The sequence below is a fragment of the Paraburkholderia sp. CNPSo 3274 genome, from assembly GCF_024206475.1.
Taxonomy (GTDB): domain Bacteria; phylum Pseudomonadota; class Gammaproteobacteria; order Burkholderiales; family Burkholderiaceae; genus Paraburkholderia.
Window position 1 is genome coordinate 1 of the sequence record NZ_JAMBPR010000040.1, and the last position, 24,175, is coordinate 24,175.

General features: G+C 64.9%; 22 protein-coding genes. 9 read left to right on the top strand and 13 right to left on the bottom strand.

The window, feature by feature from the left end:
- Positions 1-114: 114 nt before the first annotated feature.
- Positions 115-1,071 carry a cation diffusion facilitator family transporter gene (locus M3I54_RS25435; RefSeq protein ID WP_254340988.1) on the bottom strand — a complete coding sequence of 319 codons (957 nt, stop codon included), beginning with the start codon at positions 1,069-1,071 and terminating at the stop codon, positions 115-117.
- Positions 1,072-1,169: 98 nt separating this feature from the next.
- Positions 1,170-2,585 (bottom strand): basic amino acid/polyamine antiporter, encoded by a 1,416-nt coding sequence (locus tag M3I54_RS25440; protein ID WP_254340989.1) that lies wholly within the window; start codon positions 2,583-2,585, stop codon positions 1,170-1,172.
- Between the two features lie 294 nt (positions 2,586-2,879).
- On the opposite strand from M3I54_RS25440, the gene M3I54_RS25445 reads away from it, so the two are divergent.
- The 3 genes from M3I54_RS25445 to M3I54_RS25455 all read left to right on the top strand — a co-directional run bounded on the left by M3I54_RS25445 (position 2,880) and on the right by M3I54_RS25455 (position 6,218).
- Positions 2,880-3,341: a membrane protein gene (locus M3I54_RS25445; protein WP_028206348.1), complete on the top strand. Its 462-nt coding sequence runs from the start codon at positions 2,880-2,882 to the stop codon at positions 3,339-3,341.
- An 87-nt stretch (positions 3,342-3,428) separates the two neighbouring features.
- A complete protein-coding gene (locus tag M3I54_RS25450) occupies positions 3,429-4,853 on the top strand; it encodes a basic amino acid/polyamine antiporter (protein WP_254340991.1) in 1,425 nt (474 codons plus the stop codon).
- A gap of 174 nt (positions 4,854-5,027) precedes the next feature.
- Positions 5,028-6,218 carry an arginine deiminase gene (locus M3I54_RS25455; protein WP_254341142.1) on the top strand — a complete coding sequence of 397 codons (1,191 nt, stop codon included), beginning with the start codon at positions 5,028-5,030 and terminating at the stop codon, positions 6,216-6,218.
- Positions 6,219-6,413: 195 nt separating this feature from the next.
- On the opposite strand, the gene M3I54_RS25460 is transcribed toward M3I54_RS25455, so the two are convergent.
- Both M3I54_RS25460 and shiA read right to left on the bottom strand, forming a co-directional pair.
- On the bottom strand, positions 6,414-7,184 hold the full coding sequence (locus M3I54_RS25460) for an IclR family transcriptional regulator C-terminal domain-containing protein (protein ID WP_254340993.1): 771 nt from the start codon (positions 7,182-7,184) through the stop codon (positions 6,414-6,416).
- A 97-nt stretch (positions 7,185-7,281) separates the two neighbouring features.
- Complete coding sequence (shiA, locus tag M3I54_RS25465) at positions 7,282-8,580, bottom strand: shikimate transporter (RefSeq protein WP_254340995.1); 1,299 nt, start codon at positions 8,578-8,580, stop codon at positions 7,282-7,284.
- Positions 8,581-8,896: 316 nt separating this feature from the next.
- Here shiA and M3I54_RS25470 point away from each other — a divergent pair, with 316 nt between their 5' ends.
- Positions 8,897-10,024 carry a 4-hydroxyphenylpyruvate dioxygenase family protein gene (locus M3I54_RS25470; RefSeq protein WP_254340998.1) on the top strand — a complete coding sequence of 376 codons (1,128 nt, stop codon included), beginning with the start codon at positions 8,897-8,899 and terminating at the stop codon, positions 10,022-10,024.
- Positions 10,025-10,042: 18 nt separating this feature from the next.
- Here the strand turns inward: M3I54_RS25470 and M3I54_RS25475 are convergent, their stop codons facing one another.
- The 7 genes from M3I54_RS25475 to M3I54_RS25505 form a co-directional block, all read right to left on the bottom strand.
- Entirely contained in the window at positions 10,043-11,032 is a 990-nt protein-coding gene (locus M3I54_RS25475; RefSeq protein WP_254341000.1) for a LysR substrate-binding domain-containing protein, read from the bottom strand.
- Positions 11,033-11,121: 89 nt separating this feature from the next.
- Complete coding sequence (gene hutC / locus M3I54_RS25480) at positions 11,122-11,871, bottom strand: histidine utilization repressor (protein ID WP_375542208.1); 750 nt, start codon at positions 11,869-11,871, stop codon at positions 11,122-11,124.
- A gap of 13 nt (positions 11,872-11,884) precedes the next feature.
- A complete protein-coding gene (gene hutH / locus M3I54_RS25485; protein WP_254341002.1) occupies positions 11,885-13,510 on the bottom strand; it encodes a histidine ammonia-lyase in 1,626 nt (541 codons plus the stop codon).
- Positions 13,511-13,535: 25 nt separating this feature from the next.
- Positions 13,536-14,327: an ABC transporter ATP-binding protein gene (locus M3I54_RS25490; protein ID WP_254341004.1), complete on the bottom strand. Its 792-nt coding sequence runs from the start codon at positions 14,325-14,327 to the stop codon at positions 13,536-13,538.
- A 25-nt stretch (positions 14,328-14,352) separates the two neighbouring features.
- The gene (locus tag M3I54_RS25495; RefSeq protein WP_254341006.1) at positions 14,353-15,099 is read right to left on the bottom strand and encodes an ABC transporter permease; all 747 of its coding nucleotides are present in this window, start codon (positions 15,097-15,099) and stop codon (positions 14,353-14,355) included.
- 17 nt (positions 15,100-15,116) lie between these two features.
- Positions 15,117-15,848, bottom strand: a complete 732-nt coding sequence (locus tag M3I54_RS25500; protein ID WP_254341008.1) for an ABC transporter permease — start codon at positions 15,846-15,848, stop codon at positions 15,117-15,119.
- Positions 15,849-15,921: 73 nt separating this feature from the next.
- Entirely contained in the window at positions 15,922-16,773 is an 852-nt protein-coding gene (locus M3I54_RS25505) for a transporter substrate-binding domain-containing protein (RefSeq protein ID WP_254341010.1), read from the bottom strand.
- A gap of 414 nt (positions 16,774-17,187) precedes the next feature.
- On the opposite strand from M3I54_RS25505, the gene M3I54_RS25510 reads away from it, so the two are divergent.
- Both M3I54_RS25510 and M3I54_RS25515 read left to right on the top strand, forming a co-directional pair.
- Positions 17,188-18,483: an MFS transporter gene (locus M3I54_RS25510; protein WP_254341012.1), complete on the top strand. Its 1,296-nt coding sequence runs from the start codon at positions 17,188-17,190 to the stop codon at positions 18,481-18,483.
- A gap of 58 nt (positions 18,484-18,541) precedes the next feature.
- Entirely contained in the window at positions 18,542-19,753 is a 1,212-nt protein-coding gene (locus M3I54_RS25515; RefSeq protein ID WP_254341014.1) for a M20 aminoacylase family protein, read from the top strand.
- Between the two features lie 14 nt (positions 19,754-19,767).
- On the opposite strand, the gene M3I54_RS25520 is transcribed toward M3I54_RS25515, so the two are convergent.
- Positions 19,768-20,502, bottom strand: a complete 735-nt coding sequence (locus M3I54_RS25520; protein ID WP_309249641.1) for a helix-turn-helix domain-containing protein — start codon at positions 20,500-20,502, stop codon at positions 19,768-19,770.
- 142 nt (positions 20,503-20,644) lie between these two features.
- Between M3I54_RS25520 and M3I54_RS25525 the strand changes: the two genes are divergently transcribed.
- The 3 genes from M3I54_RS25525 to M3I54_RS25535 all read left to right on the top strand — a co-directional run bounded on the left by M3I54_RS25525 (position 20,645) and on the right by M3I54_RS25535 (position 23,543).
- Positions 20,645-22,132, top strand: a complete 1,488-nt coding sequence (locus M3I54_RS25525) for an MFS transporter (RefSeq protein WP_254341016.1) — start codon at positions 20,645-20,647, stop codon at positions 22,130-22,132.
- A 106-nt stretch (positions 22,133-22,238) separates the two neighbouring features.
- Entirely contained in the window at positions 22,239-22,643 is a 405-nt protein-coding gene (locus M3I54_RS25530; RefSeq protein ID WP_254341017.1) for a DUF302 domain-containing protein, read from the top strand.
- A 174-nt stretch (positions 22,644-22,817) separates the two neighbouring features.
- The gene (locus M3I54_RS25535; RefSeq protein WP_254341018.1) at positions 22,818-23,543 is read left to right on the top strand and encodes an MFS transporter; all 726 of its coding nucleotides are present in this window, start codon (positions 22,818-22,820) and stop codon (positions 23,541-23,543) included.
- 106 nt (positions 23,544-23,649) lie between these two features.
- Here M3I54_RS25535 and M3I54_RS25540 read toward each other — a convergent pair whose 3' ends face one another.
- Positions 23,650-23,907 (bottom strand): hypothetical protein, encoded by a 258-nt coding sequence (locus tag M3I54_RS25540; protein WP_254341019.1) that lies wholly within the window; start codon positions 23,905-23,907, stop codon positions 23,650-23,652.
- Positions 23,908-24,175 lie beyond the last annotated feature (268 nt).

Consider the following 24,175-nt stretch of genomic DNA (forward strand, 5'->3'; position numbering starts at 1 on the left):
GGCTTGAAGAAGGTGGACCAGATGTTCGTGTTGAACATGGCGGCATACAACCTCGTGCGCATGCGATCACTGGGACAAATCCGCTTATAAGTGGCGGAAAGCGTGGCAAGGAGGTCAGAAGTCGGCCTCAAGCCGCCGAAAGAACGTTGAATTCGCGTTGAGATTGCACAATGCGAAAGTTTGCGACTGGCGGGCGCGTACATCGAGGCGCACCGCTTCCGCCGGGGGTGTATTTCCGCAACCTGTTAACGCGGACGTCGCGCCGACAAGCACACTGACTTCGACAAAATTGCGCCGGCCAGCCTGAATGACATGCGTGTGATGGCGCAGAATGCCAAGCTCGCGTTCGAGCTTCGAAAGCGCTTTCTCGATCGCCGAACGCGGATTGTTCTCTTCGGGGCTCATGTGCAGTAATTCAGCAAAGCTGGTGCGCACGATTTTCACGGGCACCGAGAGAAATATCAGCGAGAGCCCCGCGGTCATTGCACTGTCGATATAGCGCGCCCATACTTCGTGAAAGCTTTCAGGCAATATCGAATACACGAAAAAACCGAGCAGCGTGGCCGCGCTGAACGACAATTTCATGATCCATTTCCAGCCGTCGGTTTTGAGCAGCTTGGAATTGATTTGCGCGGCCGCGCGCTTCTTGTAGACCACCATGGCAAGGCAAATCACGCAACTCGCGACGCTGATTAGCATAACGCCGCGCGCGTTCACCACGTGGCCGCCTGAACGTATCCCTTCAATGCCGTTCACGAAGCCATACACGCATACCAGCAGCATCATGAGGCCGTTTATGCCATTCACGAGCGGCTCGAGGAACCAATACCCATATTCGAAGCGGGTCGTCGCGGGCCGGGTGATCACGGAGGCTGCGAGCAATCCAAGCGCGGCACTCACGAGATTGAGCAGATAGAAAATGGCGGTCAGCAGCAGCGTATCGGATTTCACGAAGAAGCCATAACCGACGTTGGCCGCGAAACCGAGGCACACGACGTAAATGGATACCTTCATCGCGCGCTGCTCGACCGCTGCGAGCTGCGCCTTGCGCAGAGCGTAGCTGATAGGCATGGTTCCTCGCTGTCGAACGGTGGAACGTTTGAATGGCGGCGGTGAGGCGAAAAGCAGTCACGAGACCGATGGATGCGGGCAGGCGCGATGGCGCGCGGCTAACGCCATGCGGAGGCGCTCAGCCCGAAAATCGCAACGAGTCCGCCGCCCATCACCACGAGAAACGCGCACCACTCGGGCCGGGAAAAGAGCGCCTCGCCACGCTCGCGCCGCGCCCACATGTACAGCAGGCTGCCAGGCCCATATAGCAGCGCGGACATGACGAGCAGTTCCACCCCGCAAGCGTAAAGCAGGAACAGTGTATAAATCGTGGCGATGCCCGCTGTGGCATAGCTCTGCGTGCGCTTTCGCGCGCTCATGGCCGATTGCGGCAGTGCGCGAATTGCCTTGAGCCCGAAGGTTGCCACAAAAAAGTAGGGGATGAGCGCCATGGCGCTCGTGAGGCGCAGCATGAGCGAGAAGGCGTCGGTGGACCAGTACGTGCTGATGACGAAGGCCTGCACCACGCTGCTCGTGAGCCAGATCGCGGCGGTGGGAAGCTGCCGCGCGTTGCGGCGCGCGAAGATGGCTGGCATGGCGTCCGCTTTCGAGCTTGCATACAGCACTTCCGCACAGATCAGCGACCATGCGAGGTAGGCGCCGAGAACGGAGACGATGAGCGCGCCGCCAATGAACACCACGCCTGGCGAGCCGACTACGGCGCCAAGCACCGATGCCATTGAAGGTTGCCGCATGGCGGCGATGTCCGCGCGCATGAGATGCGCGTAGGGCAGCAGCGTCACGAACACTAGCAGCAACAGCACGAAGGCGAAGCCGAGTATCGTGGCAGCGCCCACGTCCGAGCGCTTTTTCGCGTAGCGCGAATACACGCTCGCCCCTTCAATGCCGAGAAACACGAATACCGTGACGAGCATGGTTCCCTTGACCTGCGGGGCAAGCCCTTGGGCGCTTTCTGCGAGATTGTTCGTGAATGGCTCCGCGCTCGCATAGACACTCAAAATGCCAATAAAAACGAAAATGGGCAGAATCTTGACGACAGTGAGAATCGCATTGATGAGCGTGGCCTGCTGAATACCCCGCAGCAGCATCCAGTGAAATGCCCAGATGCCGACTGAGGAAACCGCAATGGCAATCGGCGTATTGCCGTTTCCAAATGCCGGCACGAATGCGCCGAGCGTGGATTTGATCAGCACCCAATAAGAGACGTTGCCGAAGCAACCGGCCATCCAGTAGCCAAACGCGGAGAGAAAGCCGGCGTAGCCGCCGAAGCCGTCGCGTGCGTAGGCAAAGATGCCCGAGTCGAGGTCGGGGCGGATTTCCGCGAGAAGCTGGAACACGCGGGCCAGCATATACATGCCGCCTCCCGCAATGCACCATGAGACGATGGCGGCAGTCGGGCCCGCTTCGAGCGCGAAGTTGCGCGGCAGCGAATAGATGCCGGCGCCGACCATGGAGCCCACGACCATGGCCGTCAGCACCGGCAGCGACAACTTCTGGTCATCCGTCGATTTCATGTTCGAGCCTTTTTCTGATCGTTGACCGGTCGTAATGCGAGCGCGGGAAATCGCGGATAAAAAATGCGCGCCACATTGAATTGCTGAACTATTCTCGAACGAATGTCACGTTGAATACCTCATGTGCGAATCGTATTCCATAATGTTCGTCAGGTGTCCGGAGGATGGATTGGGAAATGAGAATCGCCGGGCACGTATTGGCTAAATGTTCGCTAATGACTATACGTGGAATCGTTAGCAAACAGGCCGAATGAATTAGCGAATCCGCAATGCGCCGCATTAGGGGGGAATGTCATGCGATATCTCGCTGCAACACTTCTTGGGTCCGTGGTTGTCTCGGTCGCACTTTCCGGCTGTGAGGCACCGACTTCAGGCTCTGTCTTCACACCGGCCCAGGCTCAGCAGGTGTTCGTGGTCGAACTCGGCGCGGTCGAATCCGTGCGGCCCGTCACGATTCAGCCGGGTCCAACCGGCATCGGCGCGATAACGGGCGGCGCGCTCGGCGGCATCGCGGCAGGCAGCAACATCGGGCGCGGCACGGGCTCCGTTGCGGCGGGCATCGGCGGCGCCGTGCTGGGCGGGGCGGCAGGCAATGCCGTGGAGCAGCGCGTCACGCAGCGGCAAGGCCTTGAAATCGTCGTGCGTCTGGATTCGGGGCAACTGATGTCGGTGGTCCAGGATGCGGATCAGCAATTCGTTCCTGGCGACCGCGTGCGTGTACTGCTCGGCAACAACTCGGTGCGCGTGACCCGGTGACACCGCAGGCGCCTGACGGCTAAGCGGTGGCGCAGACGTGCGCTGGCCGCTCGAGAAAGCGAAGTTCCGAACAAAGCGAGGGAACCGATGGCCGATACCGAGCAGAAGATGAGTCGCGTGCAGTTGACCGCGATGGTAGTCGGGGGCATGGTGGGCGCCGGCATCTTTTCTCTGCCGCGAACCTTCGCCAATGCAACGGGGCCGGTCGGCGCGGCGATTGCGTGGCTCGTGGCGGGCGTGGGCATGTACACGCTCGCACGCGTCTTCCAGGCGCTCGCGGAGCGCAAGCCGAACCTCGACGCCGGTGTGTTCATGTACGCCAAAGAGGGCTTCGGCGATTACCCCGGCTTCCTCTCCGCGTTCGGTTACTGGATCGGCAGTTGCATTGGCAACGTTTCGTACTGGGTGCTGATCAAGTCCACGCTGGGCGCATTTTTCCCGGTTTTCGGCGACGGCAATACGGTCACGGCCATCATCGTCGCTTCCGTCGGCATCTGGCTGTTTCACTTTCTCATTCTTCGCGGCGTGAAGCAGGCCGCGTTCATCAACACTGTCGTGACGTTCGCCAAGGTCATTCCGATCGTGGTGTTCATCGTCATCCTCCTGTTCGTATTCAAGTACGGGACCTTCCACCTGAATATCCAGTCCGCCGCGCAAGAGGGTGGCCTGATCCAGCAGATTCGCGCGACGATGCTCGTCACCGTGTTCGTATTCATCGGCATCGAAGGCGCGAGCGTGTATTCGCGCTACGCGAAGGAGCGCACGGACGTTGGGCGTGCAACGATCTTCGGCTTCGCCGGCGTTACCACGCTCATGGTGCTCGTTTCCATGCTGCCTTTCGCCGTGCTGCCGCGCGCGGACGTGGCGGGTATGCGCCAGCCTTCCATGGCGGCCGTGCTCGAAAGCGTGGTCGGTCCGTGGGGTGGGATCTTCGTCAGCATTGGTCTGATCGTTTCCGTGCTGGGCGCGTACCTGGCGTGGTCGCTCATCTGCGCCGAGGTGATGTTCGCGGCGGCGCGCAATCAGGATATGCCGGCTGTGTTCGCGCGCGAAAACGCCAACAACGTGCCGGCCAATGCGCTGTGGATCACCAACATCGTTGTACAGATTTTGGTGGCGAGCACGTATTTCTCGCGCGACGCGTTCTCACTAATGCTCAACCTCACGAGCTCGATGTCGCTGATTCCCTATCTCTTCGTCGCCGCTTACGGGTTTATGGTCTCGAACCGCGGCGAGAGCTACGAGGTGCGGCCTGAAGAGCGCAAACGCGATCTCGCGCTGGCCTCGGTCGCCGTGATCTACACGTTGTTCATGATTCTTGCCGGTGGTCTCAAGTTCATCCTGCTATCGGCGATTCTTTACGCGCCTGGCACGGTGCTGTATTTCCTCGCGCGGCGCGAGCGCAAGCTGAAGGTTTTCCAGCGTACGAGCGACTGGGTCATTTTCATCGTGGCGGCCGTAGCGGCCATCGTAGGCGTCGTTGCGCTGGCCACGGGCGCCATGGCGGTCTAACGAGAACGAGCGGAGATCGATATGTCCAAGGCGAAGGGCGGTGGCAAGAGTGAGAAGGGAGAAAAGGTAGAGAAGGTAGAAAAGGCGGAGAAAGCCGCGAAGGGCGGCAAGGCCAGGGCGAAGGAAGAGAGCACGCTCGGCGTGTACTCGGAGGTCGGGCAACTGCGCAAGGTGATGGTGTGCGCGCCCGGCATGGCGCACTCGCGGCTCACGCCGAGCAATTGCGACGAGTTGCTGTTCGACGACGTGCTGTGGGTCGACAACGCGAAGCGCGACCATTTCGATTTCGTCACGAAGATGCGCGACCGCGGCGTCGAGGTCGTGGAAATGCACAACCTGCTCGCCGAAACCGTTGCCGTGCCCGAAGGCAAGAAGTGGATTCTCGACAATCAGATCGTGCCGAACCAGGTCGGGCTGGGTTTCATCGATGAACTGCGCAGCTATCTGGAAGGGCTCGACGATCGCAAGCTGGCCGAGACCTTGCTTGGCGGCCTCTCGATCTACGATTTCCCGGAATCGCATGGCGGCGCGGCGCTCAAGGTCGTGCGCGAAGCGGCCGGGTCCACTGAATATCTGCTGCCGCCGTTGCCGAACACCATCTACACGCGCGATACCACCTGCTGGATTTACGCTGGCGTGACGCTCAATCCGCTCTACTGGCCCGCGCGGCACGAGGAAACGATTCTTGCCGCGGCGATTTACCAGTTTCATCCGGACTTTGCCGGCAAGGTCAACGTGTGGTGGGGCGACCCGACGCAGGACCACGGCATGGCGACGCTCGAAGGCGGTGACGTCATGCCCATCGGCAACAAGACCGTGCTGATCGGCATGAGCGAGCGCACGTCGCGCCAGGCGATCAGCCAGCTCGCCGCTACGCTGTTCAAGAAGGGCGCCGCCGAGCAGGTGATCGTGGCGGCGATGCCGAAAATTCGCGCGGCCATGCACCTCGATACGGTCTTCACGTTTGCAGATCGCGACTGTGTGCTGATCGCGCCGGATTTTCTCGCGCGTACCCGAACATTCACGTACCGGCCCAGCGATCAACCGGCGGGTGTGGAGCTGCATCAGGAGAAAAAGTCCTTTGTCGAAGTGGTGAGCGCGGCGCTCGGCGTCAAGAAAATGCGCGTGGTGGAAGCGGGCGGCAACGACTACCAGCGCGAACGCACGCAGTGGGACAGCGGCGCGAACCTGGTTTGCACCTCACCCGGCGTCGTGTTCGCTTATGACCGCAACACCTATACGAACACGCTGCTGCGCAAGGCCGGAATCGAGGTGGTGAGCATCGTGGGCGCGGAGCTGGGGCGCGGGCGCGGCGGCGGCCATTGCATGACGTGCCCGATCATTCGCGATGCGGTGGACTTCTAGCGTCGAAGGGTGAGGGGATCGTTGCGGGCGCAAGCAATGGCGCGCAATAGTGCGGGATCAAAGGGAATGCGCGCGAAGCGCTCGCTACAGCGGGACTCGCCGTGACGGGCAACGCGCGCATGTCGGGCGATCGTGCAGCGCTAACGCGCTCGTGAGCCGTTGTTCAAACTTGGCGCCAGAGCATGTCAATCCGCGTCAAAGCACGTTGAGCATGGCGAGCGCGCTTTCCTGCAGATGCGGCAGAACCCGCTGGAGAGCGGCCTCGGGGCTTTCTTCGCCCATCGGCATGTTGGTGCTGAGCGCGGCGACCACCTCGCCGTTGCGATTCCTGAGCGGCACGGCAATGCCGCGTACGCCCACCTGTAACTGCTGCTCGATGAGCGCATAGCCGTCCACGCGCGCGCGCACGATTTTCTCGCGCAAGCGCGCGCCGCTCGTAATGGTATGCGGCGTGAAGGGCGAAAGCTCGACCGTATCGAGCCACGCGGAAACCGCGTGCTGGTCGGCCTCGTGCGCGAGCAGTACCACGCCGGGCGAGATGAGCGGCGCGGGCACGCGCGCGCCGAGCACGAAGCCCGTTGTCATCACGCGCGATACGCCATTGCGCGCGATCACGACGAGGTCCCAACCGTCGAGCACGCTCACATAGGCCGATTCGTTGAGCGTCGCGCTCAGTTGCTGCAGATAGGGCTGCACGGTGCGCGGCAGACGCGCCGAATCGAAGTAGGACCAGCCCACGCGCAGCACACGAGGCGTGAGGCCGTACAGACGGCCGTCCGTGTACACATAGCCCAGCGATTCCAGCGTGAGCAGATAGCGGCGCGCGGCGGTGCGCGAGAGACCCGTGCGCTCGGCCGCCTGGGTGGGGGTCATGCGCGCGTGCTCGCTGTCGAAGGCTTCGAGAATCGCGAGGCCTTTTTCGAGCCCGGCGATCCAGTCGCGCCGGTCCAGTGGCGGTTTCTTCATCGGCGTGCAAGACCCTGTGCTGCACGGCGGCACAAACAATGGAAAAAGCCGCTGGCGCCAAACGCCTGCGGCTTGCGAGCGAACGATCTTTTCTTGCTCACTCCGGCTTCATGCGCGCCGCCACGATCAGCGAGATCAGGCAGCCAATCGCCAGGTACCCGGCGACGAGGTGCCACGAACCGCCGCCAACGCCCACCAGCGCCACCGCGATGAACGGTGTGAAGCCGCCGCCCACCACGCTCGCGAACTGGTAGCCCACACCCGCGCCGCTGTAGCGGTACTCCGCACCGAACAGCTCGGTGAAGAGCGGTTGCTGCACGCTCACGACCATGTCGTGGGCGATGTTCGCTAGCATCACGGAGAAGATCACGATCCAGACCGTGGCCCGTGCTTCGAGCGCGAGGAAGAACGGCACGGCGCTCACGAGGCCGATGCACGCGCCGATCAGATAGATGCGGCGCAGCCCGAGGCGGTCGGCGAGCCAGGCGAAGCAGGGGATCGTCACGCAGGAGAGCGCGCCCACGAAGAGGCCGATGCCGAGAAAGAGATCGCGCGACAGGCCGAGGTTGCTGGTCGAATAGCTCAGCGCGAAGGCGGTCACGATATACATCGTGAAGAGTTCGGCAAGGCGCAGCGCGATGATGTAGAGGAAGGCCTTCGGGTGGCGCGTGAGCGCTTCCAGCACCGGCATCTTGAGCTTGCGATGACCGTGCTCGACCTTCTCGACGAACTCGCGCGACTCGTCCATGCTCGAGCGCACCCACAGGCCAACGAGCACGAGCACGACGCTGAAGAGGAACGGCAGACGCCAGCCCCACGAACGGAACGCCGCCTCGCCGAGCAAATGGCTCAAAAGCGCGACGAGGCCGGTGGCGAGCACGAGGCCCACGCCGTAGCCCACCTGCACGCCGCTGCTATAGAACGCCTTTTTGCCGCGCGGCGCGCTTTCCACGGCCATGAGAGCCGCGCCCCCCCATTCGCCGCCCACGGCGAAGCCTTGCAGCGCGCGCATCGTGACGAGCAGCACGGGCGCCCACCAGCCGATGGTCGCATAGGTCGGCAAGAGACCGATTGCCACTGTGGAAAGGCCCATCATCATGACGGTCAGAACGAGCATGCGCTTGCGGCCGAGCCGGTCGCCGAAGTGGCCGAACACGACGCCGCCAAGCGGCCGAAAGAGAAAGCCCACGCCGAAGGTCGCGAACGCGGCGAGCGTGCCCATCGTCCTGCCGACCTGCGGGAAGAATGCCACGTTGAACACCAGCGCGGCGACAATGCCGTAGAGCAGGAAGTCGTACCAGTCGACGACCGCGCCGACGAAACTGCCGAGCGCCGCCTTGCGGGCCGCGAGAGGGGCGGCGTCGGGCGAGCCGGTGGTGTCGAGGCTTGGGGTCATGAGTTGTCTCCAGACTTTTGCGCATGTGCCATGCTGCGACATGCGCTAAACGTGAGACGCAGCATAGGGTGGCCCGCGCGGTCCGGCAATGCGTGGCGGCGCCATTTTGCGCGATTATCGCGCAAACGCGTGCGATTATCGAACGCTTTGCGGGTTTGCACCGAGATGGCGCGTGGACCGCCCGCGTACTGCGGTCTTCGTCTAAATGAACGAACTGGTTAAAATCGGCCTGCCTCATTTGCCAGATTCGCGCCCTCGAAGTTTGCGGCGGAGCGGCGAGGCGTCCGTTTCAGCGCTTGCGTCAGGAGCCAATTGCATGTCCAGCCCCTCTAATCCTCCGCCGCAGGCGGACAATCCGCTCGGCATGGCCGGTCTCGAGTTCGTCGAGTTCGCCGCGCCCGAGCCCGCCGACCTCGGCCGCCGCTTCGAACAGTTCGGCTTCAAGGCGATCGCGCGCCACGTGAGCAAGGCGGTCACGCTCTACCGGCAGGGCGAGATGAATTTCCTGCTGAACGCCGAGCCCGACTCGTTCGCCGCGCGCTACGCGCAGGAGTACGGCATGGGCATCTGCGCGATCGGCGTGCGCGTCGACAATGCGAAGCGCGCGTTCAAGCACGCGATCTCGCTCGGCGCGTGGGCGTTCGAAGGCGAGCGCCTGGGTCCCGCGGAGCTGCACATTCCCGCGATCCAGGGCATTGGCGATTCACACCTCTATTTCATCGACCGCTGGCGCGGCCGCGGCGGGCAGCGCGGCGGTGTGGGCGACATTTCGATTTTCGACATCGATTTCCGCCCCATCGACGTCGCTACGGCGCATACCGATCTCGATCACGGCGGCACCGGCCTCACACGCGTCGATCACCTCACGCAAACGGTGGGGGCGGGGCGCATTGCGGAATGGCTCGACTTCTATCGCGACCTGCTGCATTTCCGCGAGATCCACGAGATCAACGCGAACTGGCACGTGTCCGAGGAGTCTCGCGTGATGGTGTCGCCCGATGGCGAACTGCGCATTCCTGTTTATGAGGAAGGCACGCGGCGCACGCAGCTATTGCACGACTATCTGCCCGAGCATCCCGGCGAAGGTGTGCAGCACATCGCGCTTGCGACCAACGACATCCTCGCAAGCGTCGACGCGCTCAAGGCCAACGGCGTGGAGTTCGTCGAACCGCCGCCCGCTTACTACGACACCGTGGATGCGCGTTTGCCCGGCCACGGCGTGGACCTGGCAGCATTGCGCAAGCGTCATGTGCTGATCGATGGCGAGATTGGCGAAGACGGCGTGCCGCGGCTCTTTTTCCAGACGTTTGCCAAACGCCATCCCGGCGAGATCTTTTTCGAAGTCGTGCAGCGCAGCGGCCACCAGGGTTTCGGCGAGGGCAATCTCGACGTACTGGCCCGCGCGCGCGAGGCGGGCGCGAAGCGGGGCTCAGCACTCGGCTAAACCCCGCAGTCCGCCACGTTAGCGTTCCAAACGTGACTTCGCTGCGCCGTCCGCCGTTTTGCGCGCGCGCGTCGTGCCGAGCGCGGCTGCGCGCGGCGAGACCATCGTGCGGCAGCGATGGCGAATCTCCTTGCTGAACTCGGTGCACACCTGCGTCATCAGGTCCGTGGACCGATACACCATGAACACGTGGAAGTCCGGCAGTTCGTCGCGAATGGGCAGCGTGTGCAACGCGTCGCGCCTGAGGACGAGCGGCCCGCTCATGCCGTAGAACACGAAGTCCGACCACATGCTGATCACGTCCGTGCAGGTCGCGAGTTGCAGGCCGAGCAGGTTCGACACGCTGTGCACGATGCGCTTGGGCATGTCGAGCCGATTGAGGCGCATGAGGCTTGCGAGCGGGCTGCCGGGATCGTCCAGCGGGTCGAGCGTGAGCCAGTCGGCCTCGAGCAGATCGCGCAGGCGCGTCGTGCGCGCGAGCGCATGGCCGGGGCGCGTGGCGAGCACCATGCCCACGGAGAAAAGCGGCTCCCACTGAAACGCGCTCGTGCCAGGGCCGCTGTTCGTCGAGATGAGCGCGAGGTCGAGGCGGCCTTCGCGCAACCCTTCGAGTATCTGCTGTGGCCGCATTTCATAGGCATGCAGCGCCACGCCCGGAAAGCGCGCGCGAAACGCCGCAATCGACTCGGGCAGCGGCCCGCTCGATGCAACGGCGGAAAAACCGATGTTCAATTGCGCCTCGGCATGCCCGCGCATGCCTTCGATATCTTCCAGCGCGTGGCGCAACTCCTGTTCGACCACGCTCGCGCGCTTCGCGAGCGCGCGCCCGTAATTCGTGAGGCTCACGCCGCGCACCGAGCGCGACATGAGCGTCACGCCCAGTTCGCGCTCCAGCTCCGCCACCGCCTTGGAAAGCGCCGGCTGCGAGATGTGCAGGCTGCGCGATGCCTCGTGCATGCTGCCGTGCTGCGCGAGCGCGAGCAGGACGCGCAACTGGTGCAGTTTCATCTGTGGTGCTCCAACGTTCTCCGATCGGAAGAGATTCTAAACGTTGCGCAACGCAGCGCGGCGAGGACGGGAGTGCGGGCCGCCCGGCGTTATCCCGATACCTTGCCGACCAGATGAAAACGCGAAGACGGATGCCAAAGCTCGACAGCCGTCGCAACGGCGCTGCCGACCCAGGTACGCCGCCACATTAACAGGCAGGGCTCGCCGATATTCATCGAAAGATGGCGACGTATGTCCGCGTCCGGCTTTTGCGCGTAGATCCGGAACTCCGCCCGTTGAACTGGCGCGAGCCTCATCATGTAGTGGTTCGGCGTTTCCAGCGTGAAGTCCTGCTCCAGATACCCCGGGAACACATGCGGGTTCACATAGCGGTCCTCGTACAGGATCGCTTCGTCGTCCTCGTAGTGGACGATACGCGAATGGAACACGGAACCGCCGCCGAGTTCGAGTGCGGCCATCGCCTGATTGTTCCCGCTCGCTTCCAGCGTCAGCACCCGCGCGCTGTGCCGGTGGCCGCGCGCGGCGATTTCGTCGGCGATGTTGCGAACCTCGAGGACAGTCGATTCGACGTCGCGCGATGCGACGAATGTTCCCGCGCCCTGAACGCGCCTGAGCATATGCTCAGCAGACAGTTCGCGCAGCGCGCGCGATACGGTCATTCGCGCGACGCCGAATTCCTTTACAAGCTCCGTTTCGGACGGAATGGCTTCACCCGGCTTCCAGGTCCCGTCCGTGATTCGATCGACCACGTAGCGCTTGATCTGCTCATACGCTGGAGCAACCTTATGCGCTGTCGCGCAACGCGTCGAATTGTCCATGAGCGAAGAGGGCGTGTTCATACCTGTCCTCGCTTCAGACGCCGACAGTGCCGTGAACCGCATTGCCCACAGGGGCCGCTGCACTGCGCACCGCGTTGTGCACGACTGGCGCCATGTCCTGCTCCGTTTCCCGCGAGATGGGCTTCGCGCCGTCACCCGCCGGGCCGGGAAGCGGCGGCGGGGCGCTGTTGGCAACGAGGCGAAACGCGAAAGTCATGTCGTCGGAGAGCGGGCGATCGTCGCGATAGGTCGGCAGCGTGGCACGCACGCTGGCGTAAAGCGCGTCCGTGTAGGGCGCGCGCGCCGCGTCGAGCGGCTGCAGGTCATAGGCTTGCGCCGTAGCAAGCAGTTCGATGCCGAGAATGCGGTTGCTGTTCTCGATCACCGCGAGCGCCTTCAGCGCGGCCGGCGTCGCATGGCACAAATGATCTTCCTGCAGCCCCGATGTCACGCCGCCGTCGAGACTCGCGGGAGCGGCCTCACGACGGTTCTGCGCGACGAGCGACGCGGCTGTGTACTGCGCAATCATGAAACCCGAGCGCGTGCCGCATGCATGCGCGAGGAAGGCGGGCAGGCCGCTCACGAGCGGGTTCACCAAACGATCGAGACGGCGTTCGGCCATCGCCGCAACTTGCGCGATCGCGGTGGCGAGACTGTCCATGGCGAGCGCGATCGAGGCGCCGACCGCGTGCGCCTGCGAGTACACCCGGGGCGACTCTGGCGTGCCGGCGACGATCGGATTATCGGTCACCGAGGCCAGCTCGCGGTTCACGACTTCGGCCGTTGCGGCGAACGTGTCTCGCGCGGCGCCATGCACGTGGGGAATCGTACGTACGCTGAGCGGGTCCTGCGTGCGCCGCCCGAGCGAGGCTTCGAGCAGCGAGCTGCCGGCGAGCGCCGCGCGCAGGCGCTCTCCAACGCGGGCAAGGCCCGGCGACACACGAAACGCAAGCGAATGGGTGTCGAATGCGGCGATCTGGCCGCCGAGATTCTCGAAGCTCATCGCGGCAACGACGTCCGCCCAGTCGAGCAAGCGCTCGGCGCGCTGCAGCGCGAGCGCGGCGAGCCCGGTCACGCACGGCGTGCCGTTCACGAGGCTCAATCCCTCCTTCGCTTCGAGCGACAGGGGCTGCAGTCCGAGCCGTTGCAGCGCTTGTGCGCCGCTCAGACGCTCGCCGTTCCAGCGCACATGTCCCGCGCCCACGCAGACGAGCGCGATGTGCGCCATATGGCTCAGATAGCCGACGGAACCGAACGCGGGCACCTCGGGCAGGCAATTCGCCTCCAGCAGCGCGGCGAGCCGCTCGACGACTTCGAGTCGCACGCCCGAATGTCCATGCGCGAAGTTGTTGATGGCCGCCGCCATGATCGCGCGCGTTTCCTCTGCGCCAAGCGGCTCGCCAACACCGACCGCGTGGCTCATCAGGATGTTGTGCGACAGGTCGTGCTGTTCGTCTTGCGAGACGATCACGTCGCACAATGCGCCGACGCCCGTGTTCACACCATACGCGCGTATGCTGCGCGCAACGATCTGTTCGACGAGCGCGCGGGCGCTCCGAATGTTCGCCTGCGCATCGGCGCTGAGCAGCAGCGGCTCGCCTGCGGCAACGGCGGCGATTGCGCGCCAGTCGAGCGGATTCTGGGTACGTACGATTGTCATGAGAGAGCGTGTGCGTCGCGTGGGTTCAGTGAGCGTTGCGGTCCTGGTGACTCGAAACGAACTGGCGGAACCGTTCCGACTTCAGTTCGCCGAATACTTCGTCCGGTGTGCCATCCGAATCCACCTGGCCCTGATGCAGGAACATGACGCGATTCGAAACATGACGCGCGAAGCCCATCTCGTGCGTAACCACGAGCATCGTGCGGCCTTCGTCGGCGAGCGTGCGCATGACGCGCAGCACTTCGCCGACCAGCTCGGGGTCGAGCGCCGACGTCGGCTCGTCGAACAGCATCACCTTGGGATGCATGGCGAGCGCGCGCGCAATCGCGACGCGCTGCTGCTGACCGCCGGACAGATGTGCCGGATAGTGGCCGCGCTTGTCCGCGAGACCGACCTTGGCGAGCAGCGCTTCGGCTTCTTCCACCGATTCGGCACGGCTGCGCTTGAGCACACGCATGGGCCCTTCGATCAGGTTCTCGAGCACGGTCATGTGCGACCACAGGTTGAAGTTCTGAAACACCATGCCGAGCTGCGAGCGAACGCGGTCGACCTGGCGGCGGTCGCCCGGCTGCAGCTTGCCATCCCGGCAGCGCTTCATCTTGAGCTCCTCGCCCGCGAGCGCGACCGAACCGTCGTCCGGCGTCTCGAGCAGGTTCAGGCAGCGCAGGAAGGTGCTCTTGCCCGAGCCGCTCGCGCCGAGAATCGAAATCACGTCGCCTTCGTGAGCGTCGAGCGAAATGCCCTTCAGGACGTGATGGTCTCCGAACGATTTATGGATGTTGCGCACCGACAGCGCGGCGGATGCAGTTGTGTTCATCAATCTCTCCAGATAGGGCGGCGGGTCACGACGCGGCACGGCTGGCTTCGAGCGGCGCGGCAGGCTTGCGTACGGCGGGCGGCGCCGCACGCAGGTGGCGCGACAGCCGACGCTCGATAAAGCCGATCACGCGCACGACGACGAAGTTCAGAAACAGGTAGATCAATGCGGCGCACGTGAACACTTCAGTCGTGCGATAGGTCTGCTGGATGATCTGCTGCGCGACGCCCGTCACTTCCCAGACGGTGACGAGGCTTGCCAGCGCCGTCGACTTGACGAGCAGCACGGCTTCCGTCGAATACGCGGGCAGGCACTGTCGCAGCGCGATCGGGCCGATTACGCGGCGCAGCAGGGCGAAGCCGGAGAGGCCGATCGAGTAACCGGCTTCGATTTGCCCGACGGGCACCGCCATGAGGCCGCCGCGGATGATCTCGGCCGTGTATCCCGCCGTGCACAGCGCAAGCGACAGGACCGCGCAGACATAAGGTTCGCGCAACACGGGCCACAGAAAGCTTTCGCGAATCACGCCGAACTGCCCGAGGCCGTAGTAGACGAGGAACATCTGGATCAGCAGCGGGGAGCCGCGAAATACGAGGATGTACGCGCGCGCAAAGCGGTTCGGCAGCCAATGCGGCGAGACGCGCATCGTGACGATCACGAGCGAGAGCAGGCCGCCCAGTACGAGCGACGCGAAGAAAAGACCGAGCGTGGTCGGCACGGCGCCGACGAGCTGGCGCAACGTGTCGAACAGGAACGCGAAATCGATAGTCATGATTGAGCGCTCCCGGATCAGTTGCGCGCGAAGTTGCGCTTGAATGAGCGGCCGACGATCGCTTCGGCACGACCGAAGACACGGTTCGACACGCCCGTCATGGCGAGATAGAGCAGACCGCCAACGACGAAGAAGAGGAAGTACTGATGCGTCGAGCCGGCCGCGATCTGGCTTGCGCGCAGCAACTCGGCGAGCCCGGTCACCGAAATCAGTGCGGAGTCCTTGAGACTCAGTTGCCAGACGTTGCCGATGCCGGGCAACGCGTAGCGCAGCACTTGCGGGACCAGGATGCGGCGAAACATCGTCAGCGTCGGCATGCCGATCGCGCGAGCGGCTTCGAGTTCGCCGCGCGCCACCGCGAGCACGGCTGCGCGATACACCTCGGCCTGATAGGCCCCCGAAATCATGCCGACCGCGAACGCCCCGACGGCGAAGGGCGGCACGCCCACGAAACCATCGGCGCCGAACCACTGGCCGACGGTGGTGACCAGCGAGGAGCCGCCGAAATAGAACAGATAGATGACGAGCAATTCGGGCACGCCGCGAAAGACCGTCGTGTAGAAGTCACCGAATACGCGCAGCACGCGCAGGCGCGAGAGTTTCGCGGCAGCGATGAGCGCACCGAACACCGCGCCGATTGCCAAAGCGGCAAGCGTGAGCACGACGGTCATCAATGCGCCGAGGAGCAGCACGCTACCCCAGCCGTCCGGCCCGAGGCCGAGTGTGTTGAATAGCGATAACAGAGACATGGCATGGATCCGCGCGGGTGGGGAAGCGAAGACGCGCGCCAGAAGCAGCGCGCGTACGGCCAGGATGCGGCGCTTACGGCGTCACGTCGGTCTTGAACCACTTCAGGGCGAGCTTCTTGACGGTGCCGTCGGCGAGCGCCGCCGTGATCGCGGCGTCGAACTTCGCTTTCAGGTCGGCGTCCTGCTTGCGGAACGCGAGGCCTTCGCCCGGTCCCCAGATCGGGCCGGAGATCATCGTGCCGGCGATCACCACGGGCGACTTGTCGGCGTTGGCGGTGTAGTAGGTCACGTCGTCGAAGGTGGCGTCGATGCGGCCGTTCGTGAGATCGAGATCACGCTCCGGCGCGGTCTTGTACACGCGTACTGACGCGACGTCCTTGAAGTTGGCGTTGATGAAGCCCGTATAGACGGTGCCGGACTGGATGCCGATCGTCTTGCCCTTCAGCGCCTTTCGCATCGATTCGATGGCGGGCGCGTTGCTGCGCGAGTCGGCGTCGAGCTTCAGAGGCGGCGTGTTCGGGCCGCCCTTGGGCAGGACCTTCGGGTCGGACACGGCGAACGTGGCGGGCGTGGCCGCATAGGGCTTCGAGAACGCGATGATTTTTTCGCGATCAGGCGTGATCGAGATCGCATCCATCAGGACATCGAACTTGCCAGCCTGGAGCCCGGGAATCATGCCGTCCCAGTCCTGAGCGACGAGTTTGCACTGAATCTGTGCACGCGCGCACAGGTTTTCGACCAGCTCGGGTTCGAAGCCGCCGAGCTTGCCGCCGGGCAGAGTCAGGTTCCAGGGTGCATAGCTGCCGTCGAGCGCGATCGTCACGCTTTTCCATTCCTTCGCGCCGGCACTGCCGCTTCCAAGCAGCGTGACGCCGAGTGCTGCGCCGATCAGCGCTTTTGCCAGCCGCGTGTACTTCGCCTGCATGACCATACTCCTTTGTCGATGGGTACCGTAGACCCGTGGGGACGTTGTTGCGTTCGTGTGACTTGCATAGACAAGAATGGCGAGAAAAGAATTTCCGCGCAAGAGAATTTCATAAATCCGGGCTCATGGAAAACCCTGTAAATCGGATTGCAATTGCGCTAGATCCTGACTCTGTCTGGGGGGAATCGCGCTGCTGGGGCAGGGCCGAACGTATTCAGGGGTGATGCTTACAAATTTGTCTAGTCATGTTGGGAGTTGGGAAATCGGGCCGGGACGCGATGGCCGTTGCATTTCGCTGTGATTCCATCCGGTTATCAAGATGAAAATTTGTGACTTCTTTCAAAAGTGAGACCGGCCTGAATATCGTTCGGCCACTTCCTGTTCCCATCGCTCCACGTCTCGCGGAGATCCGCAATGAATGACGCAACGCTCAGCGCCACCGCCCCGATTGCGCCGCCCGCGGCCACTCGCCAGAGCCAGTTCCGCCTGATCGCCGCGTGTTCGATCGGCAATGCGCTCGAAATGTACGACTTCACGGTCTACAGCTTTTTCGCGCTTCTGATCGGCCGGCTCTTTTTCCCCTCGGACAGCGTTTACGGCTCGCTGCTGCTAGCCGTGGCGACGTTCGGCATCGGTTTCGTCATGCGGCCGCTGGGCGGCCTCGTGATCGGCAGCTATGCCGACCGGCGCGGGCGCAAGGCCGCCATGACGCTGACCATCGCGCTGATGGTGGCGGGCACGCTGTGCATCTCGCTCGCGCCCACCTATGCGCAGGCCGGTGTGATGGGCTCGCTCGTGATTCTCGCGGGGCGACTGCTGCAAGGCTTCTCGCTCGGGGGCGAAATCGGCGCGTCCACGGCCATGCTGATGGAATCCGGCGAAGTGGGGCAGCGCGGCTTTCGTGTGAGCTGGCAACTGGGCAGCCAGGGGATCTCGGCGCTCATCGGCGCGCTCACGGGCGCGGTGCTCTACGCCACGCTCTCGCCGCAGGCGCTGGAGAGCTGGGGCTGGCGTCTGCCGTTCATGGGCGGTCTGCTGATCGCGCCGGTGGGTCTCTATATCCGCTCGAAACTCGACGAAACGCACGAGGCCGAGCCCGACGCACCCAGCCCGCTCGGCACGCTCATGCGCGAGCACGGCGCGAAAGTGGGCCTCGGCATTCTCTCGATCACGGCGGGCACCGTGGGCATGTATCTCGTGGTGTTCTTCATGCCGACCTACATGATCCGCGTGCTCAAGATGCCGCCGTCGCTCTCGCTGCTTTCGGGCTGCGCCACGGGCTTCACGATGCTCGTCGCTTCGCTCGTCTCGGGGCGTCTCGCCGACCGCCTCGCGCGCCGCAAGCGGCTCGTGCTGGGTGCGCTGCTCTTCAACGTCGTGGCCATCGTGCCCGCGTTCTGGCTGATGACGCGCATGCCGAGCGTGCCGCTCGTGCTGGCGCTCTCGGTCATGATCACTGCCGCAGCGAATCTCGGCTCCACCCCCATGCTGCTGATGCTCATGGAAATGCTTCCGGCCAGCGTGCGCGCAAGCGGTCTTTCGGTCATCTATAGCGTGGGCGTGACGGTGTTCGGCGGCAGCTCGCAGTTCATCGTCACGTGGCTTCTCGCGAAGACCGGTAATCCGCTTTCGCCTGCGGTCTATCTCGTCGTTTGCGGGGTCATCTCGCTGTGCGCCGTAGGCGCGATTCGCGAGCAGCGCGTCGGCTGACGATACGTTGCGCGGAGTGTCTCGCCTTTCGATCCTTCACACCAATAACGGAATCCTCATGAAACGTGAACCGTCGCTCACCCCGTTCCAGTTGCTGCCCACCTTGTTGCCCGAGATCGAGATCGACGCCGGGACCTTCATCGGCATTCGCCGGCAGATTCATTCGCAGCCCGAACTAGGCTTCGAAGTGGGCGCCACGGCGAAGCTCGTCGCCATGCTGCTGGAGAAGTGGGGCTACGAAGTGCATACGGGCATCGGCAAGAGCGGCGTGGTGGGGCAGCTCAAAGTGGGCGACGGCAAGCGGCGCCTGGGCATTCGCGCCGACATGGACGCGCTGCCGATCGTCGAGAACACGGGTCTGCCGTACACGAGCCAGACGCCCGGCAAGATGCACGCGTGCGGCCACGACGGCCACACGGCCATCCTGCTCGCCGCCGCGAAAACGCTGGCGGAGCGCCGCGATTTCGACGGCACGCTCAACCTGATCTTCCAGCCCGACGAAGAGAACCTGTGCGGCGCGAAGGCGATGATTGAAGACGGTCTCTTCGAACGCTTTCCCTGCGACGCGGTCTACGCGCTCCACAACATGCCGGGCGTACCGGCCGGGACGTTTCGCGTGCTGCCGGGGTCGGTGAGCCTTTCGTCGGATGTGGCCGACGTGACGCTCAAGGGCGTGGGCGGCCACGGCGCGATGCCGCACCGCGTGAAGGACCCCATCGTGGCCGCGGCGGCGCTCGTGACGGCGCTGCAAACCATCGTCGCGCGCAACGTGGCGCCCGACGAATCCGCGGTGGTGTCCGTGGGCTACATTCGCGGCGGCGCGACCCACAACGTCATACCGGAGACGGTCACGCTCGGGCTGAACATCCGCGCGGCGCGAGCCGAAACGCGCGCGCTCGTGGAAGCGCGCGTGCGCGAGATCGTAGCGCTCACCGCCCAGGCACACGGCGTAGAGGCCCTGATCGACTACCGGCAGCTCACGCCGCCCATGGTCAACACGCCAGAAGAAACCACACTCGCGCAGCAGGTCTGCGCGGAGCTGGTGGGCGAGGACAATGTGGTCATGCAGGCGCCCAAGGGCTTGAACGGCAGCGAGGACTTTGCCTGGATGCTTAATGCGGTGCCCGGTTGCTACCTGCTGCTCGGCAACGGAGAAGGGGAGTTCGGCGGCTGTATGGTGCACAACCCCGGCTACGACTTCAACGACCGGGTGCTGCCGCTGGGCGCGGCGTGCTGGGTGCGGCTTGCACAGCGGTTTCTCGTGGCGTGACGAGGCGCAATTCGTTAGTCATTCGAATCATCTGCATCGGCGGCTAGCAGTTCGGGCGTCAAGCCCAGCCGCTCGCGCAGATCTTGCCAGCCACGCGGCGTGACCTGCACCGCGCGCGACGCACGTGTGCGCCGCATCCAGCCGCGTTCGCACAGCAGCGTGAGAAAGGCCACGCCGAGCGGCCCGGCCAGATGATGCTGGCGCTCGGTCCAGTCGAGGCACTGGCGCGCAATGCCGTGACGCCCCGGCTTGAGCGCGGCGACGTCGAGCCCGAGTTCGCCGAACCATGCCTTGCCTGCGGGCGTCACCGCGAAGCGTTTGTCCGCTTGCGCCGTGATGAGCCCCGCATGCGTGAGGCGCTCTGTGATCGCCACGCCTACCTGGCCCGCGAGATGGTCATAGCAGCATCGCGCGAAGCGCAGGTTCCGCGCCTCGCGGCCAGGCGGCTTGCGGCGCACCGGCGCGTGTGCGCCGACCGTCGCGAGGCTTTCGAGCAAGGTGGCGACCTGGGCGTCCGCGAGCCGGTAGTAGCGGTGGCGGCCTTCCTTTTCCACGGCGAGCAGCCCGCCGTCCAGCAGCTTCGCCAGATGGCTGCTCGCGGTTTGCGCGGTGACGCCTGCCGCGTAAGCCAGTTCGCCGGCGGGCAGCGCGCGGCCATCGGCGAGCGCCATCAGCATCGCGGCGCGTGCGGGGTCGGCGATCAGGAAGGCTGTGGCGGACACCCTCGGGTGCGTGTTCATGCCATTCATGCGTTTCTCCAGGACATACGCATAGCGTAGCGCGCGAGCCGGGTCGCATGTTTCGACACGCATCGAAGCATCGGCACTGCCGTGCGCCCGATACTGGGCTCGTGACCGGCACCCAACGCGCGCCGGCGTAGCGGGGGAGCCCATGCAGACGCACGAGACGCACGAGACGCACGAGACGCACGAGACGCACGAGACGCACGAGACGCACGAGACGCACGAGACGCACAGCCGCGAACAGCAACGCCGGGTGCTCTGGGCCACGAGCATCAGTTATGTCGTGGTGATCCTCGACACCTCGATCGTCAATGTCGCGCTGGAGCGCATCGGTGCGAGTCTTGCGGGCGGCGTGGCCGGCCTGCAATGGGTGGTGAACGCCTATACGCTCACGTTCGCGAGCCTGCTGCTGTCGGGCGGCACGCTCGGCGACCGGCTCGGCGCGCGCCCGGTCTATATGGCCGGGCTCGCGGTCTTCACGGCGGCCTCGGCGTTGTGCGGCGCCGCGCCGAGCCTCGCGCTGCTCACGCTCGGACGCGTGCTGCAGGGCATGGGCGCGGCACTGCTCGTGCCCGCGTCGATGGCGCTCATCAACGGCGCATGCGCCAACGCGCGCGAGCGCGCCGCCGCCTTCGGCGTCTGGGCCGGGCTGGGCGGCGTCGCGATGGCGGCGGGGCCTTTGCTGGGCGGCGTGCTGATCGGGCTCGTCGGCTGGCGCAGCATCTTTCTCCTCAACGTGCCGGTGTGCCTCGCAGGCGTCGTCATGGCCGCGCGCGTGGCGCCGCAGCCACGCCCTGGCGCGCCGCGCCGGCTCGATTTAGCGGGCCAGGCCGCGGCCATCGCGGCGCTGGCGCTGCTCAATGCCGCCATCATCGAGGCGCCTGCGCACGGCTGGCGTGCCCCGCTCGTCGCGGGCGGACTCGTGCTGGCGTGTGGGGCGGCGATCGCCTTCGTCGCGCTCCAAAAGCACCGCGCGCAACCGATGCTGCCGCTCGGATTCTTCCGCGAGAGCGTGTTCAGCGCGGCCGTGCTGGTCTCGATGATTTCGGCGTTCACGTTCTACGGTCTGCTATTCGGACTCAGCCTGTATCTCCAGCAGGACCGCGGCTACGCGCCGCTGCGTGCGGGTCTCGCCTTCCTGCCGCTCACCGTGGTGGTGCCGCTCGGCAGTCTGCTTTCGCGGCGCGCGGTAGCGTGGCTCGGGCCGCGCGCGCTCGTCGCGCTCGCGTGCCTGCTCGCGGGAGCGGGCTATCTCGGCGCGGCCGTTTGCGGCACGACGGCGCGATACGACTTGCTGGCCTTGCCGCTGCCGGCCATCGGTTTCGCCGCGAGCCTGATCACGCCCGCGGCCACGGCGGCGCTCATGGCGACGGTCGATCAGGGGCGCGCGGGCATCGCCGCCGGCGTGCTCAACGCCGCCCGGCAGACCGGCGCGGTGCTCGGCGTGGCCGTGGCGGGCGCCATGATCGCGGGGCGCGCGTCGATCGGTGCGGGTATGCGTGTGAATCTGCTGATCGCCGCGGTGCTCTCGGCAGGCGCGGCGTGGGCGTGGTGGCGTGCGTGGTCCCACCACGCTGCGCCCGCCGCCCCGTCGCACGGCCCGAAGAAGACGCGTGCAGGGAAGCCGTGCGCCTGAATCCTCCCCGCGCGCGCCCTGGATCATCCGCCGCGCATTCTGGGATAAAGTGCCGTTGCATGCATCGCGCATTCGCGCGGGCCGTGCGCCATAGGAGGAGTTTGTCATGGCTGAATACGGGCAACATCCCTCGTCCGTGCTGGCGCTCAAGAGCGCCCACGACTTCGACACGACGATCGCGCGCCTGAAGACCGCGCTGGCCAAGGCGGGCGCGGATATCTTCGCCGATGTCGACCAGCGCGAAGCCGCCGAGACCGCGGGGCTCAGCCTGCGCCGCACGCGTCTCATCCTGTTCGGCAATCCGAAGGCGGGTACGCCCGTGATGGCGGCCAACCCGCACGCGGCGGTGGAGTTGCCGCTGCGCATGGTGATCTGGGAAGACAACGAAGGTCACACGCGGCTCGACTATCGCGACGTCTCGCAGACGCTCGGCCCGCTCTATGGCATCGACACCGAAGTGCTCGTGCCGCTGCAGCGCGTGGTGGGGCTGCTGCAGACCGCCGTGCAATAGCGGCAAAGAGCTGCGCGCCTCATGCCAGTACCTTCGGCCGGGGCCCGAGCGCCCATCTTCGGCGGACGCTTAAAAAATTGACAGGCGCGGCGCGCTTCGCTTAACGTAAGGTGCCTTGCGACTTCACCCGGCGAGCGGGCGAAGCGCGTAGCCCGCCGCCGCCTCGATCCGCCGATGACCTCCCGCGCAGAAGACCCCGACGATCCGCCACGCGATCGCGCCGGGGCGTCCGACTTGACTTCCGCTTCTTCACCCATGGCAGCGCCCGCCGTTTCCGGCACGAAGCAAGCGCCACCCGAAAACACGCACGATGCCGATGTTGCGCAACATTGGCGGCGCAATCTCGCGGTCTGCGTGGTGGGTTCGTTCACGACGCTCGTCGCCATGACGCTGATGCTGCCGTTCCTGCCGCTCTACGTGGAGGAACTGGGTGTTCGCGGCCACGCCGCGATCGTGCAGTGGTCGGGCATTGCGTACAGCGCGACGTTCTTCACGGCCGCGCTCGTCGCTCCCGTGTGGGGGCGCCTCGGCGACCGCTACGGCCGCAAGCCCATGCTCGTGCGCGCGAGCCTCGGCATGGCGATCACGATGTCGCTCATCGGCATGTCGCGCAATATCTGGCAGCTCGTCGTGTTGCGCTTTCTCATGGGCGTGTCGCTCGCGGCGCTTCTGCCGTGCATCGCGACGGTCATTCGTCACAACGCGCCGGATCATGCCGCGGGCAGCGTGCTCGGCTATTCGGTATCGGCGCAATTCGCGGGGCAGGTGCTTGGGCCGCTGATCGGCGGCTTCGTCGGCGGCCATCTGGGCATGCGCGCCGTGTTCCTCGGCACGAGCGTGCTGATGCTGGCGGGCGCGATGTTTACGTGGCGCGCGGTGGGTTTCGCCCGGCGCGCGTAAAGCGGCGGCCAGGCCGCGCGCAGGCATTGAACGATTGAAAGGCGAGGGCGGCGGATCTTGCGCGCCGCCGCCTCGGAATCATCGGCGCTCGTTCACCGGGTGCGCGTCAGTGACCAAAAAACACGTCGCAGTCGGGACGCGGCCAGCACATCTTGCCCGTGCGATGGCCCGAGGCGCTGCGCGTATCGGGCGTGCCGCCGTACGACATGTCGGTGCTGGCCTGAGCCGAAGCATCGGCGTCGTCGGTCATGGTCTGATGCGCGCGCTGCTGCGAAACGGGTTCGTCCTTCGCGCGCGCCGTGCCGGGCGCAACGGCTGCCACGGCCGCCACGCATGTGGCGATCAATGCCAGGCGTAATGTCATATCAACCTCCTTTCTCGAGTTCGTGAGTGCGCCTTCGCGGCAACGACGATGTCATTGCGGGATACCTGCGGAGTGACTCCGCGGCGAAGGTGCGCGCGAGCGAGAGGCAAAGCCTTAAGCCGCACACTCATCTGGAAAGTCGGGATGCCTGCGCGCAGCGCACGGCTGCCGAACGTCTTAGCTCACTGCTCACGAAGGAAGCGCGCCCACGCATACGGGGGCGGCACAGCGCGGCGCGGCGCAAGAAGAAGGGGCGAGCGGGCGCGCA

What these genes read in the sequence shown, in the direction of transcription:
- M3I54_RS25435 (WP_254340988.1), bottom strand. Translation starts at nt 1,071, where the DNA reads ATGCCTATCAGCTACGCTCTGCGCAAGGCGCAGCTCGCAGCGGTCGAG.
- M3I54_RS25440 (WP_254340989.1), bottom strand. Translation starts at nt 2,585, where the DNA reads ATGAAATCGACGGATGACCAGAAGTTGTCGCTGCCGGTGCTGACGGCC.
- M3I54_RS25445 (WP_028206348.1), top strand. Translation starts at nt 2,880, where the DNA reads ATGCGATATCTCGCTGCAACACTTCTTGGGTCCGTGGTTGTCTCGGTC.
- M3I54_RS25450 (WP_254340991.1), top strand. Translation starts at nt 3,429, where the DNA reads ATGGCCGATACCGAGCAGAAGATGAGTCGCGTGCAGTTGACCGCGATG.
- M3I54_RS25455 (WP_254341142.1), top strand. Translation starts at nt 5,028, where the DNA reads ATGGTGTGCGCGCCCGGCATGGCGCACTCGCGGCTCACGCCGAGCAAT.
- M3I54_RS25460 (WP_254340993.1), bottom strand. Translation starts at nt 7,184, where the DNA reads ATGAAGAAACCGCCACTGGACCGGCGCGACTGGATCGCCGGGCTCGAA.
- shiA (WP_254340995.1), bottom strand. Translation starts at nt 8,580, where the DNA reads ATGACCCCAAGCCTCGACACCACCGGCTCGCCCGACGCCGCCCCTCTC.
- M3I54_RS25470 (WP_254340998.1), top strand. Translation starts at nt 8,897, where the DNA reads ATGTCCAGCCCCTCTAATCCTCCGCCGCAGGCGGACAATCCGCTCGGC.
- M3I54_RS25475 (WP_254341000.1), bottom strand. Translation starts at nt 11,032, where the DNA reads ATGAAACTGCACCAGTTGCGCGTCCTGCTCGCGCTCGCGCAGCACGGC.
- hutC (WP_375542208.1), bottom strand. Translation starts at nt 11,871, where the DNA reads ATGAACACGCCCTCTTCGCTCATGGACAATTCGACGCGTTGCGCGACA.
- hutH (WP_254341002.1), bottom strand. Translation starts at nt 13,510, where the DNA reads ATGACAATCGTACGTACCCAGAATCCGCTCGACTGGCGCGCAATCGCC.
- M3I54_RS25490 (WP_254341004.1), bottom strand. Translation starts at nt 14,327, where the DNA reads ATGAACACAACTGCATCCGCCGCGCTGTCGGTGCGCAACATCCATAAA.
- M3I54_RS25495 (WP_254341006.1), bottom strand. Translation starts at nt 15,099, where the DNA reads ATGACTATCGATTTCGCGTTCCTGTTCGACACGTTGCGCCAGCTCGTC.
- M3I54_RS25500 (WP_254341008.1), bottom strand. Translation starts at nt 15,848, where the DNA reads ATGTCTCTGTTATCGCTATTCAACACACTCGGCCTCGGGCCGGACGGC.
- M3I54_RS25505 (WP_254341010.1), bottom strand. Translation starts at nt 16,773, where the DNA reads ATGCAGGCGAAGTACACGCGGCTGGCAAAAGCGCTGATCGGCGCAGCA.
- M3I54_RS25510 (WP_254341012.1), top strand. Translation starts at nt 17,188, where the DNA reads ATGAATGACGCAACGCTCAGCGCCACCGCCCCGATTGCGCCGCCCGCG.
- M3I54_RS25515 (WP_254341014.1), top strand. Translation starts at nt 18,542, where the DNA reads ATGAAACGTGAACCGTCGCTCACCCCGTTCCAGTTGCTGCCCACCTTG.
- M3I54_RS25520 (WP_309249641.1), bottom strand. Translation starts at nt 20,502, where the DNA reads ATGAATGGCATGAACACGCACCCGAGGGTGTCCGCCACAGCCTTCCTG.
- M3I54_RS25525 (WP_254341016.1), top strand. Translation starts at nt 20,645, where the DNA reads ATGCAGACGCACGAGACGCACGAGACGCACGAGACGCACGAGACGCAC.
- M3I54_RS25530 (WP_254341017.1), top strand. Translation starts at nt 22,239, where the DNA reads ATGGCTGAATACGGGCAACATCCCTCGTCCGTGCTGGCGCTCAAGAGC.
- M3I54_RS25535 (WP_254341018.1), top strand. Translation starts at nt 22,818, where the DNA reads ATGACCTCCCGCGCAGAAGACCCCGACGATCCGCCACGCGATCGCGCC.
- M3I54_RS25540 (WP_254341019.1), bottom strand. Translation starts at nt 23,907, where the DNA reads ATGACATTACGCCTGGCATTGATCGCCACATGCGTGGCGGCCGTGGCA.